General features: G+C 68.1%; 14 protein-coding genes and 1 tRNA gene. 6 read left to right on the plus strand and 9 right to left on the minus strand.

The window, feature by feature from the left end:
- Window positions 1-237 precede the first annotated feature (237 nt).
- Both ABD371_RS12110 and ABD371_RS12115 read right to left on the minus strand, forming a co-directional pair.
- On the minus strand, window positions 238-1,083 hold the full coding sequence (locus ABD371_RS12110) for a DUF4097 family beta strand repeat-containing protein (RefSeq protein WP_344475799.1): 846 nt from the start codon (window positions 1,081-1,083) through the stop codon (window positions 238-240).
- 94 nt (window positions 1,084-1,177) lie between these two features.
- The gene (locus tag ABD371_RS12115; protein WP_344475801.1) at window positions 1,178-1,705 is read right to left on the minus strand and encodes a hypothetical protein; all 528 of its coding nucleotides are present in this window, start codon (window positions 1,703-1,705) and stop codon (window positions 1,178-1,180) included.
- A 223-nt stretch (window positions 1,706-1,928) separates the two neighbouring features.
- Here ABD371_RS12115 and ABD371_RS12120 point away from each other — a divergent pair, with 223 nt between their 5' ends.
- Window positions 1,929-2,453, plus strand: coding sequence for a GNAT family N-acetyltransferase (locus ABD371_RS12120; RefSeq protein ID WP_344475803.1), 525 nt, complete (start codon window positions 1,929-1,931; stop codon window positions 2,451-2,453).
- An 856-nt stretch (window positions 2,454-3,309) separates the two neighbouring features.
- Here ABD371_RS12120 and ABD371_RS12125 read toward each other — a convergent pair.
- From ABD371_RS12125 to ABD371_RS12140, 4 genes are all read right to left on the minus strand, one after another.
- Window positions 3,310-3,489, minus strand: coding sequence for a hypothetical protein (locus ABD371_RS12125; RefSeq protein WP_344475805.1), 180 nt, complete (start codon window positions 3,487-3,489; stop codon window positions 3,310-3,312).
- 174 nt (window positions 3,490-3,663) lie between these two features.
- Window positions 3,664-4,029, minus strand: coding sequence for a hypothetical protein (locus tag ABD371_RS12130; RefSeq protein WP_344475807.1), 366 nt, complete (start codon window positions 4,027-4,029; stop codon window positions 3,664-3,666).
- A gap of 598 nt (window positions 4,030-4,627) precedes the next feature.
- Window positions 4,628-5,392, minus strand: a complete 765-nt coding sequence (locus tag ABD371_RS12135; protein WP_344475809.1) for an Eco29kI family restriction endonuclease — start codon at window positions 5,390-5,392, stop codon at window positions 4,628-4,630.
- A gap of 45 nt (window positions 5,393-5,437) precedes the next feature.
- Entirely contained in the window at window positions 5,438-6,220 is a 783-nt protein-coding gene (locus ABD371_RS12140) for an Eco29kI family restriction endonuclease (protein WP_344475811.1), read from the minus strand.
- Between the two features lie 123 nt (window positions 6,221-6,343).
- On the opposite strand from ABD371_RS12140, the gene ABD371_RS12145 reads away from it, so the two are divergent.
- The gene (locus ABD371_RS12145) at window positions 6,344-7,648 is read left to right on the plus strand and encodes a DNA cytosine methyltransferase (protein ID WP_344475813.1); all 1,305 of its coding nucleotides are present in this window, start codon (window positions 6,344-6,346) and stop codon (window positions 7,646-7,648) included.
- Window positions 7,645-8,427, plus strand: coding sequence for a very short patch repair endonuclease (locus ABD371_RS12150; RefSeq protein ID WP_344475815.1), 783 nt, complete (start codon window positions 7,645-7,647; stop codon window positions 8,425-8,427). The genes ABD371_RS12145 and ABD371_RS12150 overlap by 4 nt, the downstream gene beginning before the upstream one ends.
- 189 nt (window positions 8,428-8,616) lie before the next feature.
- Here ABD371_RS12150 and ABD371_RS12155 read toward each other — a convergent pair.
- Window positions 8,617-8,703 (minus strand) — tRNA-Ser (locus ABD371_RS12155).
- Between the two features lie 84 nt (window positions 8,704-8,787).
- The gene (locus ABD371_RS12160; RefSeq protein ID WP_344475817.1) at window positions 8,788-10,245 is read right to left on the minus strand and encodes a S1C family serine protease; all 1,458 of its coding nucleotides are present in this window, start codon (window positions 10,243-10,245) and stop codon (window positions 8,788-8,790) included.
- Window positions 10,246-10,520: 275 nt separating this feature from the next.
- Here ABD371_RS12160 and ABD371_RS12165 point away from each other — a divergent pair, with 275 nt between their 5' ends.
- From ABD371_RS12165 to ABD371_RS12175, 3 genes are all read left to right on the plus strand, one after another.
- Window positions 10,521-11,330: a glycerophosphodiester phosphodiesterase gene (locus tag ABD371_RS12165; RefSeq protein ID WP_344475819.1), complete on the plus strand. Its 810-nt coding sequence runs from the start codon at window positions 10,521-10,523 to the stop codon at window positions 11,328-11,330.
- A 72-nt stretch (window positions 11,331-11,402) separates the two neighbouring features.
- Window positions 11,403-12,002 carry an ATP-binding protein gene (locus tag ABD371_RS12170; protein ID WP_344475821.1) on the plus strand — a complete coding sequence of 200 codons (600 nt, stop codon included), beginning with the start codon at window positions 11,403-11,405 and terminating at the stop codon, window positions 12,000-12,002.
- Between the two features lie 273 nt (window positions 12,003-12,275).
- Window positions 12,276-13,262 (plus strand): DUF5926 family protein, encoded by a 987-nt coding sequence (locus ABD371_RS12175; protein WP_344475824.1) that lies wholly within the window; start codon window positions 12,276-12,278, stop codon window positions 13,260-13,262.
- Between the two features lie 901 nt (window positions 13,263-14,163).
- Here ABD371_RS12175 and ABD371_RS12180 read toward each other — a convergent pair.
- Window positions 14,164-14,856 (minus strand): bifunctional DNA primase/polymerase, encoded by a 693-nt coding sequence (locus tag ABD371_RS12180; RefSeq protein WP_190121311.1) that lies wholly within the window; start codon window positions 14,854-14,856, stop codon window positions 14,164-14,166.
- Window positions 14,857-15,281 lie beyond the last annotated feature (425 nt).

Below are 15,281 nucleotides of genomic sequence, written 5' to 3' on the forward strand. Positions count from 1 at the left end.
TGGTCTTGCCCGCCCCGTTCGGGCCGAGCAGCGCGAAGACCGAACCCTCGGGGACGGCCAGATCGACGCCGTCGAGCACGGTCCTCTCCCCGTACGACTTGCGCAGACCGAGAGCGGAGACCGCGGCGGGCGGCAGCTGCCCCTGATTATTGGACATGGGCATGACAGTTGAAGGCATGGGGTCCCCCGATCGAAGGATGAGGTGAAGTGGAGAGTGGGGCGGGGAGAGGCGGACTCTCAGGCGCGGGCGCGGCGGATGTCGATGTTTCCGTAGCGCGTACGGGCGTGGATCTCGACGGTGTCCACGGACTTCGCCGGGGCCTCGGAGCTGTCGAGCGTGTTGCGCACCTGCCCGCGACCGGAGCTGACGTCGAGCCAGGCGGCGGTGCCCTCGCGGATGCCGACCTCGATGGCCCCGTGGGAGGTCTCCAGCTTGACCGTGCCGCTGACGACCTCCGCGACGCGCAGCGCACCGTGGGCGGTGGCGGCGGTGAGCGAGCTCTCGGCGCGCTCGATGCTGATGTCGCCGTTCGAGCCGCGCACCCGCAGCTCACCGGTCACGGAGCCGACGACCGTGGCACCGTGCGAGTTCTTCAGTACGGCGGACCCCTCGACCCTGCCGACGCGCAGGCTGCCGGAGCTGGTGGTGATCTCGGCGGGGCCCTCGACCCGCTCGACGGTGATCGAGCCGTGGGCGGCGGCCAGCCGGATCGGCCCGGTCTCGTCGAAGCGGACATCACCGGAGGAGGTCTTCACGCCCACCTCGCCGAGCCGGCCCTCGCCGAGCACCTGGGTCCAGGCCCCGGTCACCTCGACACGCGAGCCCGTGGGCAGTTCGACCGTCACATCGACCGTGCCGGTGGGGCCGATGTAGTAGCGCTGCTTGGGCGTCCTGATGTGCAGCTCGCCGCCCGAGTAGGTGACCTCGGTCTGCTCGGCGGCCCGCACGTCATGGCGCTTGCCGGGGTCGCGGGGAGCCACCGCCACGACGGTGTCGGTACGGTCGGCCGCGGCGAACTGGACGGATCCCGCGTCCACGTGGACGTTGACCAGAATCGGCTGGGGAGTGTCGAAAGAAGGCATGGCTGTCCCGTCCTCTTGGGTCTTCTTGACGTCCCCGCTGGTGGGACGTGGTGTGGGCGAAGCAGTTCCGGTTCTTCTGAGGCTCTTTCCGGGGCTAGCGCACCCAGCCCGTGAAGTTCTGGCCGACCGTCCTGGCCTTCTGGGGGGTACGCGCCGCGGCGGCACCACCCGTGTCGACCGCGGCCGACACCGCCCGTACCAGCCACGCGTTGACCGACAGGCCCTCGCGGCCCGCCGCCTCCTCGGCACGCGCCTTGAGCTGCGCCGGCAGCCTCAGATTGACGCGGGCGGTGCCGCCCTCGTCCGTGTCGGCCGGGACCGGGGCAGGGGCCGGGGCGGAGACCGGCGGGTCGAACGGTTCGTTCCGGGCCTCGTCGTACTGCGGAAGCACCACCACGAAGTCGGGGTCGAGGCCACGGAGCCGTACGTCGACCGAGCCGGGGGCGAGTTCACGGGTGATCTCGTCCATGGCTGCGGACAGCACATTCAGCATGGTCAGGCGGGTGGCCGACTCCAGCGGCGCGGTCAGCCGCTCGGCCAGCTCGCGGGCTTCGTCACCCCCGGCTTCGGCGGCCACCGCCAGTTCCCTGCGGAGTTTTTCGACGTACGGCGTGAGGTCCATGGCCCCACTATGGCACCACAGCGGTGCCACTTGCAAGCAGAATGCCGCCACGCATGGCACACAGCGCCGCCGCATGACCCTAGATAGACCCATCACCCCAGGTCAGAGACTTATGACACCCCATGACACCAGTTCGCTTCGGAGTGGCATCACCATGGCGCCACTCGGAGCCACGGGCTCAAACCCGGTGCCGATGGCCGCGCCCCGGCCGTACAGTGACGCGATGCCGCAGGTACGAGAGATGACCACAGCCGACATCGACGCCGTCTCCGCCCTGCGGGTGGCCGGCTGGCAGTCCGCGTACGCGGGCATCGTCCCCCAGCCCTACCTCGACGCCATGACCGCCGAGGCCGACGCCCTCCGCCGCCGCGAACGCCTCGCCCTCTCGCGCCCCCGGACCACCGACCTGGTGGCCGTCGCCGACGGCGACACCGACGGCGTCCCGGTCGGCTGGGCCTGCCTCGGCCCCAGCCGCGACGAGGCCGCCCGGCCCGACACCGCCGAGCTCTACGCCCTCTACGCCCGCCCCGACCTCATCGGCACCGGCATCGGCCGCGCCCTCCTCACCACCGCCCACTCCCGCGCCCGCACCCAGCACTTCACCTCCATCACCCTCTGGGTCCTCGCCGCCAACCACCCGGCCCGCCTCTTCTACGAACGCGCCGGTTACCGCCCCGACGGCGCGACCCAGGACGACGTCTACACCGACACCACCCTCACCGAACTCCGCTACACCTCGGCACTCTGACTCCCGGCGCACGACGACGCACAAAGCCCGCCCGGTCCACCGGGCGGGCTTCTCAGCATGTGGGCGAACAGCCCCCGTTCAGCCCTCGTCAACCTCCCGCCGCCACCTGTCACCACTCCCCATCCGCGTCTGCACCAGCGGAACAAGCACCGCCGAAACCGCCGCCCCCGTCGCCACAGGAGTAGCAAGATTCGGCACATAGTGCGCCATAACCATCACCGCACACCCGACACCACCGACCGCCGCACCCCAGAGCAAACCCCGCCGACGCCTGGAGCGCCCCACTCCGGAATCACCGCGCGCGCAGATGTCCGACTCCGCCGGATTGGAAGCCCCGGCCTCAGTGGGTACTGTCATAACTGACCTCTTCTCTCGCAAGGGATTGGGTCAGGGCGGCTCCCGTGCCAGCGGGGGCCGCCTTTCCTTTGCGGCCTCGCCACCCGTGGACATCAATGGTGGCACCAGAAAGGAGCATTACAAATCCGCTTATCCACAAGGGCTGTGGAGAAGCGCCTCCACGCTGGGGATAAGCACATAGTTCCTGTGCATGAAGAGGGTCCATCGACAGGGAAAGGTCTAGACATGTAACCCTTGAGCTGGGACTTTGCCCTCCAGCACGGGGAAGAGAAAAATTTTCAATGACTTTCTGTGACCTAAGCGGAATTAGTAACTCCGTCGATACCTCTATCCGCGTAGAGTTCCAAAACCAAAGGCTTTGATCACTATCAGCCACCTCTGACACATCTTGGCGGCGGCAAATGTCGGCCGCCGACCGCGAATCGACCACAGCCGACCGCAGCGTTTCTTCCCATTAGCAGCATAAAGTCCACTTGGCGGTAGTAAAGCAGTCACCGCCTCAACCGACGTGGGGTGCCAGGCTTCCGAAGGCCGCCTCGGCCAACCGGGCCGGCGGAGCGTCCGCGGGCGCGTGGGCGAGGAAGTCAGCAGTGGTACCCGTGAACCGCACCGCGCCGGCGGTGAGCACGGCGACATGGTCGGACTCCTCGGCGAGGTCGGCCACGTCATGGGTGGACATGAGGACGTCCACATCGCCTTCGCCGGAGAGCGCGCGGATGAGATCGCGGAAGATCCGGCGCTACTGGTCCGGGCTGGAAACGTGGCCCCCAGATCTGGGTTCTGAGGGCCAACCCATATCGCTTCTGGCGTCCACGGCGGCAGCCCCGCTTACCGGGCAGTGCACACCGGGTACTCAGCCCAACGACTTCTGGATGACTTCAAAGATGTCCGCGTCGGTCTCCTGCTGCCACTCCGGAAGCTCGGGCCAGTCGGCCACGTACCCCGGCTTCGGGTCCTCGAAGTGCTTGAACATCTGGGCCGTCCAGCAGATGGCGACAAAGCGGCTCTTCTGCTCCCGGGACAGCCGGGCCGCATGCCCGCCGCTGATCTCGATGAAGCGACGGACCTGCTCGTACACGGAGCCGGCGGCCTGGCGCTCCCACTCCGGGGTGCCCTCCCAAGGGGTGACGTATCCGGCCTTCGGTTCGCCGGGAAAGCGCCGGCGCACCCCCGCGATCCACGCCTCCCGGAACAGTCGTGCGCCTTCGGTCTGCGACATGCCAACCCCTCTCGTCACGGCGTCCTCAGCGCGGCGATCTCCGCCCCCAGCTCCGCCACGCGGTGGTCGCGGCTCAAGGGCCCGAACTCGTCGCACAGATCGTGGAGTCTACGGGCGGCCTCAAGAAACGGGCCCAGAAGGCCACCTGGCCGATCCCCCATCCCACCCGTCCTGGTCCGCACGATCCGCTACCACATCAAGGAGTTCGGCACCGCCGACGACGGCCGCCTCTTCCGCGCCTCGCGGGGTGGCCACCTCCTGTCCAAGGAGTACAGCGACATCTCGAAGGCCGCCCGCCTCGCGGTGCTCACCCCACACAAGATCGAGACCCCTCTTGCCGAGGTGCCGTAAGGCCTCCGGGCCGCTGGCGTCTCCCTCTGGCTGGACTCCGGCGTCGCCCCCTCCGAGGTTGCCCGCCGCGCGGCCACAGCATCGCTGTTCTATTTCGCTCCCATGCCAAGGCAATCCACCGGAACCAGGACCGCGCGAATCAGCAGATAGAACGCGCCGTGGCCGACGCCCACTGACGAAACCGCCGAAACTCCGACCACGACGAAACTCCTGTCACCATCTATCGAGCCGGTGACAGGAGGTTAGTTCAGTCGTTCTTTCCCTCTTCCGTCTGCTCCGCCTCGATGGAAAGAACAGCTTCCTCGGACAGCCTGCCAGCGAAAAGATCCCGGATCCGCGAACGAGACACGTCCGCTGGCGTCTTGCTCGGCGTCGGCATGTTGTCCGGATGGGACCACCAGCGGCCCGGGTGCAGTTCGTCCCAGGCAGGACGGTAGCTGTCCTTCCGCCGATTGGCTCCGGGGTCGTGGTTGCCAAAGCCGTCGACGATGCTGTTCCAGACTGGCCGATAGTGTCGGATGATCACCCGCTCGGCGATGCTCACGAACGCCTCGATCGCGACCAGGTACCGAACGCTGAAGTCCGAAATTTCTAGGTCGTGGACCTGGCCGAGCGACTGCTTGTGTTCGTAGATCCGGTCCCACAGAGTGGTGGCATCGGGCTTTTCCTCAGCCGTTCCCTTCCGCACACCGGTGGGCCGTGCCTGCCCCACGTAGACGGGGACGAGGCAGTCACGCGAGCTGATCTCCGCGTACAGGGGATTCGGGCCGCAGTAGTACAGGGCATAGATGCCACTGCCGTACACAGGGCTAACTTCGTCCAGCGGCTCAGGTTTCCGGTTCAAGAGTTCGGCTTCTACACTGCGGCCCAGGTTTTCCAGATCCAGGGGGTTATACGGATCAGAATGGCGTTCTTCTGCCGCTATACGCCACGCCTTCGACTTGCGAGGCTTCTGCGAGGGCTTCTTCGGTGAAGGGAAATTCTCGCTCGACGGATTGGGTGAAGCTGGCAACTTGTTTCGATCCTCTGACTCGTACGGATTACTGGATCACTGTTCTCACCGCTGCCAGACGTCTACAACACCAGTGTTGCGGTAGTACCGCCGGGCGCTTGGGTAGTCCTCAGCCTTCGGGTACATGATCAGGTAGCCCGGGAGAGCAGTAATCTGCCACTTGTCCGGAAGTCGCGCGGCGATCGCCCTGAGCGTCTCGTCTGCTGTCACATGTGCGTCGGGTAGTTCCACATCTATGTCGTCGAACTCCTTCGAAGCCTGGTAGCGGAAAACATATGGAAGGTGCGCCTTGGTCTCCTGAAGCAAGGCGGAGAGGGAAACCACCCCGTCCAGCAAGGTGCGTTCGGCCAACACCTCCGTCAGCTTGTACTCAAGGTCGATCGGGTGATCGTGATCGAAGTGACCTTCGTCCACCTCGGTCGTATCACGCCGCTTGCCGGGATCGTTGTTGCCGAACCCGTTGTAATTCCACGGAACCTGACCCTGGTCCCTGTGGTGGTTGATCAGCAGGCGCTCGGGAGCAACCGCACCAAAATCCTCATCCACATAGAGACACGTGAACGCCATCTGACCGATGGAGATATTAGTGCGGCCGGAGATCTTCCGGTAGTGCTTCTCGATCCGCTGCGGAAGGCTGCGATCCGCCTTACCCACGTAGACGAGTTCATCGTCCTTGTAGAGCTGATAAACGCCGGGCAGAGGCTGGAGCGAGCGAATTTTCCCCATGTCGAGAGGTGCCGGCGTCAGCTTCTTCAGCGCGTCCGCGAGTTGATCGCCGAGTGCCTTGGTGATGCTCAGCTTGAACTCGGCGTGGTTCTCCAGCGACACGACCAGGGCCTCCCGACGGGCGACGAGTGATTGCCATCACCCTATCTGGTGACGTTGGGCAACACGGTGCCGGATTTCCGCGAGGGGTTCACTTGATCAACAATTCCGCGGTATGGTTTCCACATGTCTGAGCTGCGAAAGAAGCACCCGAAGGCGGGAACCTGTGTCGAGCTGTTCGCCGGTGGCGGTGGCCTCGCCCTGGGTGTCCACAACGCTGGCTTCCGACCGCTGCTGGTGAACGAGTACGCCAAGCGGGCCATCGAGACCCTCCAGACGAACCCGATGCCGGGTGGCGGGAAGTGGCCACTGAAGCCCGGCGATGTCCGCGATCTGCAAGATGACTTCAAGAAGCTGAAAGATCAGGTCGACCTCCTCGCTGGCGGTCCGCCCTGCCAGCCGTTCAGCCTGGGCGGTGTCGCCAAGGGCACGGAGGACGAGCGGAACATGTTCCCGCAGATGTTCCGTGCTATCCAGGAAATGCGGCCGAAGGCTGTCATCTGTGAGAACGTCCGGGGCCTACTCCGGAAGTCCTTCGACCCATACTTCAAGTACATCCTCAACGAGATGCGACTCCCCTTCGTCAAGCGCGATAAAGACGCGACTTGGGAGGACCACAACGACGTTCTGGAGAAGCTGCTCGCCAACGACTCGGTACCTGCCTCCGAGCGTTACATCGTGAAACACCACCCCGTGAACGCCGCCGACTTCGGCGTCCCGCAAATCCGGCAGCGGGTCGTGATCGTGGCCTTTCGTGCTGATCTCGGAATCAATGAGAACGATTGGGATATTTTCGCACCGAAGGCGACCCACTCAGATGAGTCACTGATCCACTCCATGCGTAAGGGCGGAGAGTATTGGGGCCGCCATCGAGAGGTGTCGGAAGAGGCGAAGGACCGTGCAATCGCGAACCTGCCGGGGCTCAACTACGACAACCCGAAAACCAAGGAGAAGCTGACCCTTCAGCCTTGGAGGACGCTCCGGGACGCGATTCAGGGCGTTGACGAGTTCGAGGGGCACCCTCTGCCGTTCGTCGACGAGGCGGCTGTCAATGGAAAGACGCCGGTGGGGGAGATTTCCGACCATTTCGGATGGCCCGGCGCCCGGGTCTACACGGGGCACACCCCGAACCTCCTTGACCGTCCCGCCAAGACGGTCAAGGCCGGTGTACACGGCGTTCCCGGCGGCGAGTCCGTGATGATGATGGACAACCCCACGTTCGATGGGAGCGGCTACCGGTACATGACGGTCCGTGAGACCGCGCGTGTCATGACCTTCCCCGACAAATGGACGCTCGCCGGTCCGCGCGGCGAGAAGATGCGGCAGCTCGGGAACGCCGTTCCGGTGAAACTAGGCGAGGTGTTCGCCGACGCGATCGCCGCCGCTTTGGACTCGGTCGGCGCTCTGGAGAAGCACGGCAGGAAGCAGTGACGCGAGCGACGGTCGGAGCGCAGCAGGGCTGGAACGATCAACTGCCGCCCGCGAAGGCGTACAAAGCGCGTCCGGGCCTGTCCCGTGACAAGCGGAGCGCCGAACAGGACAAGGCGGCCGGAGGCCGATACCGCCGCGCCGTGCCGCTCGGCAACGGTTCCCACGCGCGCGGGTCGATCCAGCTCCGACGGTACCGGAGCACACGTCGCATCCGCGCCTACCTCCGCTGGTCGGACAATGGGGAGACGAAGGAAAAGTACGTCTGCGAGGTCTCCGAAGCGACACGTAAGGCAAACCTCGCTCTTGCGTGGACGGAGGCACGTGAAGCGGGAAAGGTGGTCGACGAGCCGCTCCCCCCGAATTCGAAGGCGTCGTCGATCTCCGTTCGCGCGGTCATGACCGCGAACAAGGGCAAGGACACCAAGCCGGAGCTGATGCTGCGCGCTGCCCTGCACCACAGGGGGCTGCGCTACCGGGTCGGCATCCGCCCTCTCCCTGAGCTGCGGCGCACTGCGGACGTCGTCTTCCCCAAGGCCAAGGTGGCAGTCTTCGTCGACGGTTGCTTCTGGCACGGCTGCCCGGACCACTACCGGCCGGCGAAGAAGAGCGGTGAGAAGTGGAGCCAGAAGATCAAGGACAACCGGGACCGCGACGCGTCCACCACGCTCGCTCTCAAGGATCAGGGGTGGGCGGTGCTCCGGTTCTGGGAGCACGAGGACTTGGAGCTGGCCGCCGAGAAAGTCAGGACTGTAGTCGAAGACAGAAGATCCGGAACCTGACGGCCCTCTGGTGCCTATCTCCGGCATGCTGGTGCCGTCTCGGCACATGATCGGAACCGGGTCTACGCCTGGTCCACACACGCTGGTCAACGGCGTGGCAGAGGCGAATCAAGGTGAGACAGGGCCCATGCAGAAGGGGTGTCCCTGATCGGGACACCCCTTCTGGTCAGCACATCCGCTGACTTACTGCGGTGGGTGTGGGATTTGAACCCACGGTGACATCGCTGCCACGACGGTTTTCAAGACCGTTCCCTTAGGCCGCTCGGGCAACCCACCCTCGCCCCTGCCGGGACCCGGCGCGGAGCGGCCTACAGAGTACCGGCATGGGGGTGGGGGGCGCAGCAGGGTTGGGGGTGGGGGTCAGCTGTCGCCTTCGCGTTCGCCGAGGGTGACGGTGGCGGTGTGCTGCTTGCCGTCGCGCTCGTAGGTGAGTTTGACCTGGGTGCCGGGGGCGTGGTTCCAGATCTCGCCGATGAGGGTGGGGCCGCTGTCGATGGGCTTGTCGTTGAAGCGGGTGATGAGGTCGCCGGCTTTGAGGCCGGCCTTGGCGGCGGGGCCGTTGGGGGTGACGGCGGGGGTGCCGCCGGAGGATTGGGCGATGATTTTGGCGCCGGCGCCCTTGGTGGCCATGTCGACGCTGGCGCCGATCACGGGGTAGACGGGCTTGCCGGTCTTGATGAGCTGTTCGGCGACGCTCTTGGCCTGGTTGATGGGGATGGCGAAGCCGAGGCCGATGGAGCCGGCCTGGGACTGGCCGAGGCCGCCGCCGGTGGACTGGATGGCCGAGTTGATGCCGATCACAGCGCCGCGCGCGTCGAGGAGGGGGCCGCCGGAGTTGCCCGGGTTGATGGAGGCGTCGGTCTGGAGGGCGCTCATGTACGAGTTTCTGGAGCCGGAGCCGTCGCCGGAGGCGACAGGACGGTTCTTGGCGCTGATGATGCCGGTGGTGACGGTGTTGGAGAGGCCGAAGGGCGCGCCGATCGCGATGGTGGAGTCGCCCACGGCGACCTTGCCGGAGTCGCCGAGGGGCAGGGGGGCCAGTCCGGGGGGTGCTTTCTTCAGCTTGAGGACGGCGACGTCGTAGCCCTGGGCGCGGCCGACGACCTCGGCGTCGTACTTCTTGCCGTTGGAGAAGGTCACGGAGAGGGCGCCGCCCTGGGCGGCGGAGTCGACCACATGGTTGTTGGTGAGGATGTGGCCCTCCTGGTCGTAGACGAAGCCGGTGCCGGTGCCGCCCTCCTGGCCGCCGACGCCGCTGAGGTCGCCGCCGCCGGCGCTGGACTTGGCCTCGATGGTGACCACGCTCGGCAGGGCCTTGCCGGCGACGGCGGAGACGGTGCCCGGCGCGCGCTGGAGGTCCTTGGGGATGTCCGCGGCCGTCACGGTGGTGGAGTCGACGCCGTTGTCGTTGCGCTCGGCGGCCCAGTAGCCGACGCCGCCGCCCACACCGCCCGCGACCAGCGCGGCGATCAGCACCGCCGCGAGGAGGCCGCCGGAGCGCTTGCGCCGGGGCGGCTCGGGGGTGTGGACCGGGACGCCCCAGACGCCGGGGTGGGCGCCGTCTCCCTGGGGTGCGGTTCCGTAGGCGGGGAAGGCGGGCGGGGGCGGGGGCCAGCCGGCGCCCTGCTGGTGCGGGGCGGGGGGAGTGGCAGGAGGGGGCGTGGCGGCCGGGGCCGGAGCCGGGGCCGGGGGGTGGTCGGCGGGGGCGGCCGGCGCGGCGGCCTGGGGCGCGCCCTGGGGAGGGGCAGCCGGCACGGGAGGCACGGACGGGGCGGCCGGCTGCGCGGTGCCTTCGTTGCCCTCGTTCTCAGTGCTCACAGCTTTCTCTCCTCATTTTCCACGTCGATCACTCCGGCAGACGTCCGCTGGCGTCGCTGCCCGGGAAGGAAGTCGCACGGTGTCTCGCTTCAGCATTTCCCACGGCTCGTCAGGCCACTGTAAGCAGGAGCTGTGGGTATTCGGGGAATCATTTACATAGGGCGAAACGGACACCCTGTCGAGGGTCCCGCCAAGGACCCCGCCGAGCCCCCTCCCGGAGCCCCCGACACGCCCCCTGGCTCGGTACCACCGCGGCGCGGTGACACGATGACGTGGTGACCCAAGCACGACAGAACCACATCCAGGTCGTCGCCCACCGCGGAGCCTCCGAGGACGCTCCCGAGCACACGCTCGCCGCGTACATGAAGGCGATCGCGGACGGCGCGGACGCCCTCGAATGCGATGTGCGCCTGACCGCCGACGGCCATCTGGTCTGTGTCCACGACCGGCGCGTCAACCGCACCTCCAACGGCCGGGGCGCGGTCTCGGCGCTGGAGCTCGCGGATCTGACCGCGCTCGACTTCGGCACCTGGAAGGGGCGCGAGGACGCCACCGAGAGCCCCGACTGGGGTGATCCCTCGCTGACCTCCGTACTGACCCTGGAGAGGCTCCTCGAACTGGTCGCGGACTCCGGGCGGCGCGTCGAGCTGGCCATCGAGACCAAGCACCCCACCCGCTGGGCGGGCCAGGTCGAGGAGCGGCTGCTCCAGCTCCTCGGCCGCTTCGGACTCGCCGCGCCCGCGAGGGCGGAGGACTCGTCCGTACGCGTCATGAGCTTCTCCGCCCGCTCGCTGCACCGGGTCGCGGCCGCCGCGCCGACCATTCCCACGGTGTATCTGATGCAGTTCGTGAGCCCTCGGCTGCGCGACGGGCGGCTGCCGGCCGGGGCCAGGATCGCCGGGCCGAGCATCCGGATCGTACGGAATCATCCCGCTTACATCGAGCGGCTGCACCGGGCCGGACACCGGGCGCACGTCTGGACGGTCAACGAGCCGGCGGATGTGGAGCTCTGCGCCGGGCTCGGTGTGGAGGCGATCATCACCAACCGGCCGCGGCAGGTGCTCTCCCAACTCGGCCGTCCGTAAACCTCAGAAGCACCCGTCCCACGCATGACAGGGAGCACACCGGCGCGTTCAACCCCCGTCCGGCCCTGAGAAGTGCGCCACAGGTCCCTCCTCCAACGGTTTCCGGTCCAGTCCATTGGGGCATTCACACGGTGGCGTGGGGCAAAGGAGGTCTCGGGGGTGGCGTTGGTGGTGGCACAAGAGGTGCCCACGTCGTCGAGCATGGCCGTACCCCATGGCCCTGCGGGCGTGGGCCAGGCACGACACCGTATGCGTGGTGATCTTCGCCGCGGCGGGGTCCCGGAATCGGTCGTCGACGACGCAGTTCTGATTCTTTCCGAACTACTCAGCAATGCCTATCGGCACGGCAGGCCGCTGGGGCACGTGGAGGTGGGAGAGGGAGACGTCCGCGCCGCATGGCGCGTCGACATGACCGGCCGGCTCACGGTCGAGGTCACGGACGGAGGCGGCCCGACCCGGCCCATTCCGGCCACGCCCTCGGTGACCGCCCGGGGCGGTCGCGGGCTGAACATCATCACCGCGCTGGCGCGTGAGTGGGGTGTCCGCGACAACGCGGCGGGCGAGGTGACCGTATGGGCGATCGTTCGCGAAGGGCAGCGCCGCGACGATTTCGCTACGCGCGTCACTGCCCCCGGATTCGACCTCGTGGAGGCCTATGACGATGTCGTCTGAGCATGCTCGGAAAAGATAGGAAGAGGATGGAAAGAGGATTACGGGAACGCCTGGCGGCTCGGGCTTCCCGTACGGCGGTTCCGGCCGAGAACCGCCGGGAAGCACCGCCCCGGCGACCCCGGCGGAGCACCCCGTGCCCGACGGAGGCCTCCGTACCGGCCAACCCGTGCCACACCCGTGCCGCAGCCGGGTGCCATGGCAACGTGAACACGGCGGACGGCTAGGCTCGCGGCCAGACACAGCACCGCCGCCGCACCCGGGAGAAGCCGCACCATGGCCAAGAAGCGCCCCCAGAACAAGGCAACGAAGCCTCAGCCCCAGGACCGGGCCCGCGGTGCCAATGAACCCGTGCCCGTGGTCGGAGCCCGTGAGCCCTGCCCCTGCGGCTCGGGCCGCCGCTACAAGGCCTGTCACGGCCGGGTGGCCGCGCACGCCGTGACCGAGCTGGTCCAGCGCCCCTTCGAAGGTCTGGCCGGCGAGTGCGACTGGGTCGCCCTGCGCGAGCTGGTGCCCGCGGCCACCGTGAAGCTCACGCTCAAGGACGGGCTGCCCGAGGGCGTGCCCTCGGTGACCCTCGCGACCGTGCTGCCGATGGCCTGGCCCGCGCTCCGCCGCGACGACGGCTCCGTGCTGCTCGGCCTCCAGAACGACACCTCCTCCGGCGACCTCAGCCGCGATCTCGCCGACACCCTGAGCCGCGCGCTGGCCGCGGAGCCGGGCAACCCGGTCGGCGGGGAGCGGGTCGTGGGCGACGGCCCCCGGCTCCAGGACCTCCTCGACCCGGACGCCGCCTTCGAGCCCGTGGTCCACTCCGGTTTCGAGTTCTGGATCCCGGAGTCCACCGAGGCCCCCACCGCCGAGGTCACCGCTTCCCTGGAGCGGGCGAACTCGGCCGCGATCCCCACCGTGAAGCTCTCCGGCGTCGACGCCGCCTACTGGTGCGAGACCCCGGACAAGAACCATCTCCGCTGGGTCATGCCCCACGCCGAGGAGAAGCTCCTCGACGCGCTCGCGCGGCTGCACGCCGCCGGTGTCACCTCGCTCGGCGAGGGGACCCGTCTCGTCGGCTCGTTCCGCGCGCACGGCCTGATGGTCCCCGTCTGGGACCTGCCGAGCGCGATGGGCGCGGAGGAGTGCGAGAAGCCCGCCGCCGCGTTCGCCGAGCGGCTGGCCGGGGCGCTCGCGTCGGACGCCCCGCTCACCGCCGACGAGCGCCGGGCGCGCGGCGGCCTCACCAACCGCCAGGTGACCCTGAGCTGAGCGGAACGGCGGCGCGGCGCGCGCGGCGGAGCACCGGATCACCGGATCACCACCGGCCGGAATCCGTGTCCCGGAGTATCCGGCGGACCCCGGGAAAGGCCGAGTGACTCCAGTCACAACTCACGCTAAGCGAAGCTGAATCGCTGTCCGAATACCCGAGATCGAATTTGCGTACCGCCGATCTCTTGTTACGGTTCTAGAAGCCCGGTCGCTGGTGCATCCCCCGTCGCCAGCGATCGGGCCTCTCCATTTCCCCGGATGGTCGACAGACCGGATCGATCCGTTGACGGTCGGTCAACACCCAGTGGACGCCGGGCAGTTGCCCCGAGCCCCGGAGCCGGCGGATTCCCGCCCGGACCGGCCCCCGCCGAAAACTCCGCGGCGAGCCGAATACCTCATGGTCATGCCACTGCCCATCCCCGGGAAAGCCCCTGCGGGATCTCGCCGAGGCCAGCAGCATCACCCGTGTCAAGCACCTGTCCGATGTGTACGAAGCGCTCGCCGGAGCACCGCCGGAGTGTGTACGGAACGCAATTCCGCCCCCTTGCCGGATTGCGGCGGTCGCCGCGCGCGAGGACGGCGGACCCGGCCGCGCCATCCCCGTACCGGCCACAGCGAGATCTTCCGGAGCGATAGATTCCAGCCTGCTTCGAGGCTTCGCTGCCGAAACTGTTCGCTCGGCACGAGCTGATCACGCTTGATTTCGGCCGACTCTGGCGACCTTGACCCGCCGCCGGTTTTCCCGTACCCGAACACGCGCCGTGAGGACGGGGACAGGGACGGGGACGGAAGGGACCGGGCCCGAAGGCCGGGGCGCGGCCGGCGGAACACCCGGCCGGCGAGAAGCGCCGGACCCAGGACCCGGGACCACCGCGCGGGCGGCCCCGGACCGTCGACCGTTTCAGTACGAGAGCTTGCTGCCGCCGTCCGGCGCGTTCGTGCTCGCCTCCACCAGCGCGTCCACCACGGCTTCCACCCGTGGCAGCCAGGGAGTGGCCGACCCGGGCAGCGGCGCCCGCTCCCAGCGGACCTGTCCCGCCCCCGTCTCCGACGGCGGCAGCACCAGATACCCGCCCTCGCCGTGGAAACGCAGCGAGCTGGGCACGCAGTCCTTGGCGAAGAGCAGTTCGCCGAGTTGTTCGAGGCTGTACGGGGCGACCAGCAGCGACCACCGGGTGGGCGTCGCGACCACCGGCCCCAGCCGGACGTCCATCCGGTCGAGCGCCGCCAGGGCCCGCGCCCCGGCCACCGCGGGCAGGCTCACCGCGCAGGGCGCGCCGCCCCCGGTGGCCAGGACGACCGGCGCGGCGGGCCGGTTCGCCCACCACCAGCGGAGCATGCGCTCGTCGGTCGTCGCCGCGAGGATCGCGGGATCGAAAGGATGTGCGCCAGGTACGACGCACTCGGGGTCGGGGCAGGCGCAGCGGCGGCCGCGGTCACCACGACCGCCGGCCGATGTCAGCACCGCGCCGGGAAGTACGGGCCAACGCCACTCGGTGGCGCAGACGAGCGCCGCTTCCAGCTGTGCTGACTGGGCGGGCCCCTTCTTGCGCCAAAACCGGAGCCTGCGTCGCCTTCCGAGGATCTCGCGCATGTGCGCTCGTTCCTTTCCGTTGAACGCCGAGGTCCACATCACACCATGCGTGCGACTCTTCACTGTGCGTACAAAATGCGTACTGTGCGTACGGATACGTGCTGATCGGCGTATCACCGCTCCGCGCCGGCGGCATGGGGGTCCCCACCTCGCCTGCGACAGGATCGCCGCCGGGAGCCGAACGTGGGCCGTGCTCCATTCAACGCGCGGCCACGGGTGGCGCGCGCCTGGCGCTTGCTGTCCGCGCCCACAGCTTCCGGGATCGTCCCGCTGTTCGCGGGTCTGCTGTGGAGTTCTGGCGCGGCCTGCGGCTGTTAGGACGCCTGAGCCGATCGCCAGGTTCCGGAGCGGTCCCAATTAACCCTGGCCATCACTGTTTACGTACCCACCACGCTTGGTATGACGCGTTCCGCGGCGGCTGCTCC

This window comes from Streptomyces amakusaensis (genome assembly GCF_039532665.1).
Classification (GTDB): Bacteria; Actinomycetota; Actinomycetes; order Streptomycetales; family Streptomycetaceae; genus Streptomyces; species Streptomyces amakusaensis.

Bases quoted from the DNA above. Each gene is read 5' to 3' on its own strand.
- ABD371_RS12110 (WP_344475799.1), bottom strand. From the start codon at position 1,083: ATGCCTTCTTTCGACACTCCCCAGCCGATTCTGGTCAACGTCCACGTG.
- ABD371_RS12115 (WP_344475801.1), bottom strand. From the start codon at position 1,705: ATGGACCTCACGCCGTACGTCGAAAAACTCCGCAGGGAACTGGCGGTG.
- ABD371_RS12120 (WP_344475803.1), top strand. From the start codon at position 1,929: ATGCCGCAGGTACGAGAGATGACCACAGCCGACATCGACGCCGTCTCC.
- ABD371_RS12125 (WP_344475805.1), bottom strand. From the start codon at position 3,489: ATGTCCACCCATGACGTGGCCGACCTCGCCGAGGAGTCCGACCATGTC.
- ABD371_RS12130 (WP_344475807.1), bottom strand. From the start codon at position 4,029: ATGTCGCAGACCGAAGGCGCACGACTGTTCCGGGAGGCGTGGATCGCG.
- ABD371_RS12145 (WP_344475813.1), top strand. From the start codon at position 6,344: ATGTCTGAGCTGCGAAAGAAGCACCCGAAGGCGGGAACCTGTGTCGAG.
- ABD371_RS12175 (WP_344475824.1), top strand. From the start codon at position 12,276: ATGGCCAAGAAGCGCCCCCAGAACAAGGCAACGAAGCCTCAGCCCCAG.
- ABD371_RS12180 (WP_190121311.1), bottom strand. From the start codon at position 14,856: ATGCGCGAGATCCTCGGAAGGCGACGCAGGCTCCGGTTTTGGCGCAAG.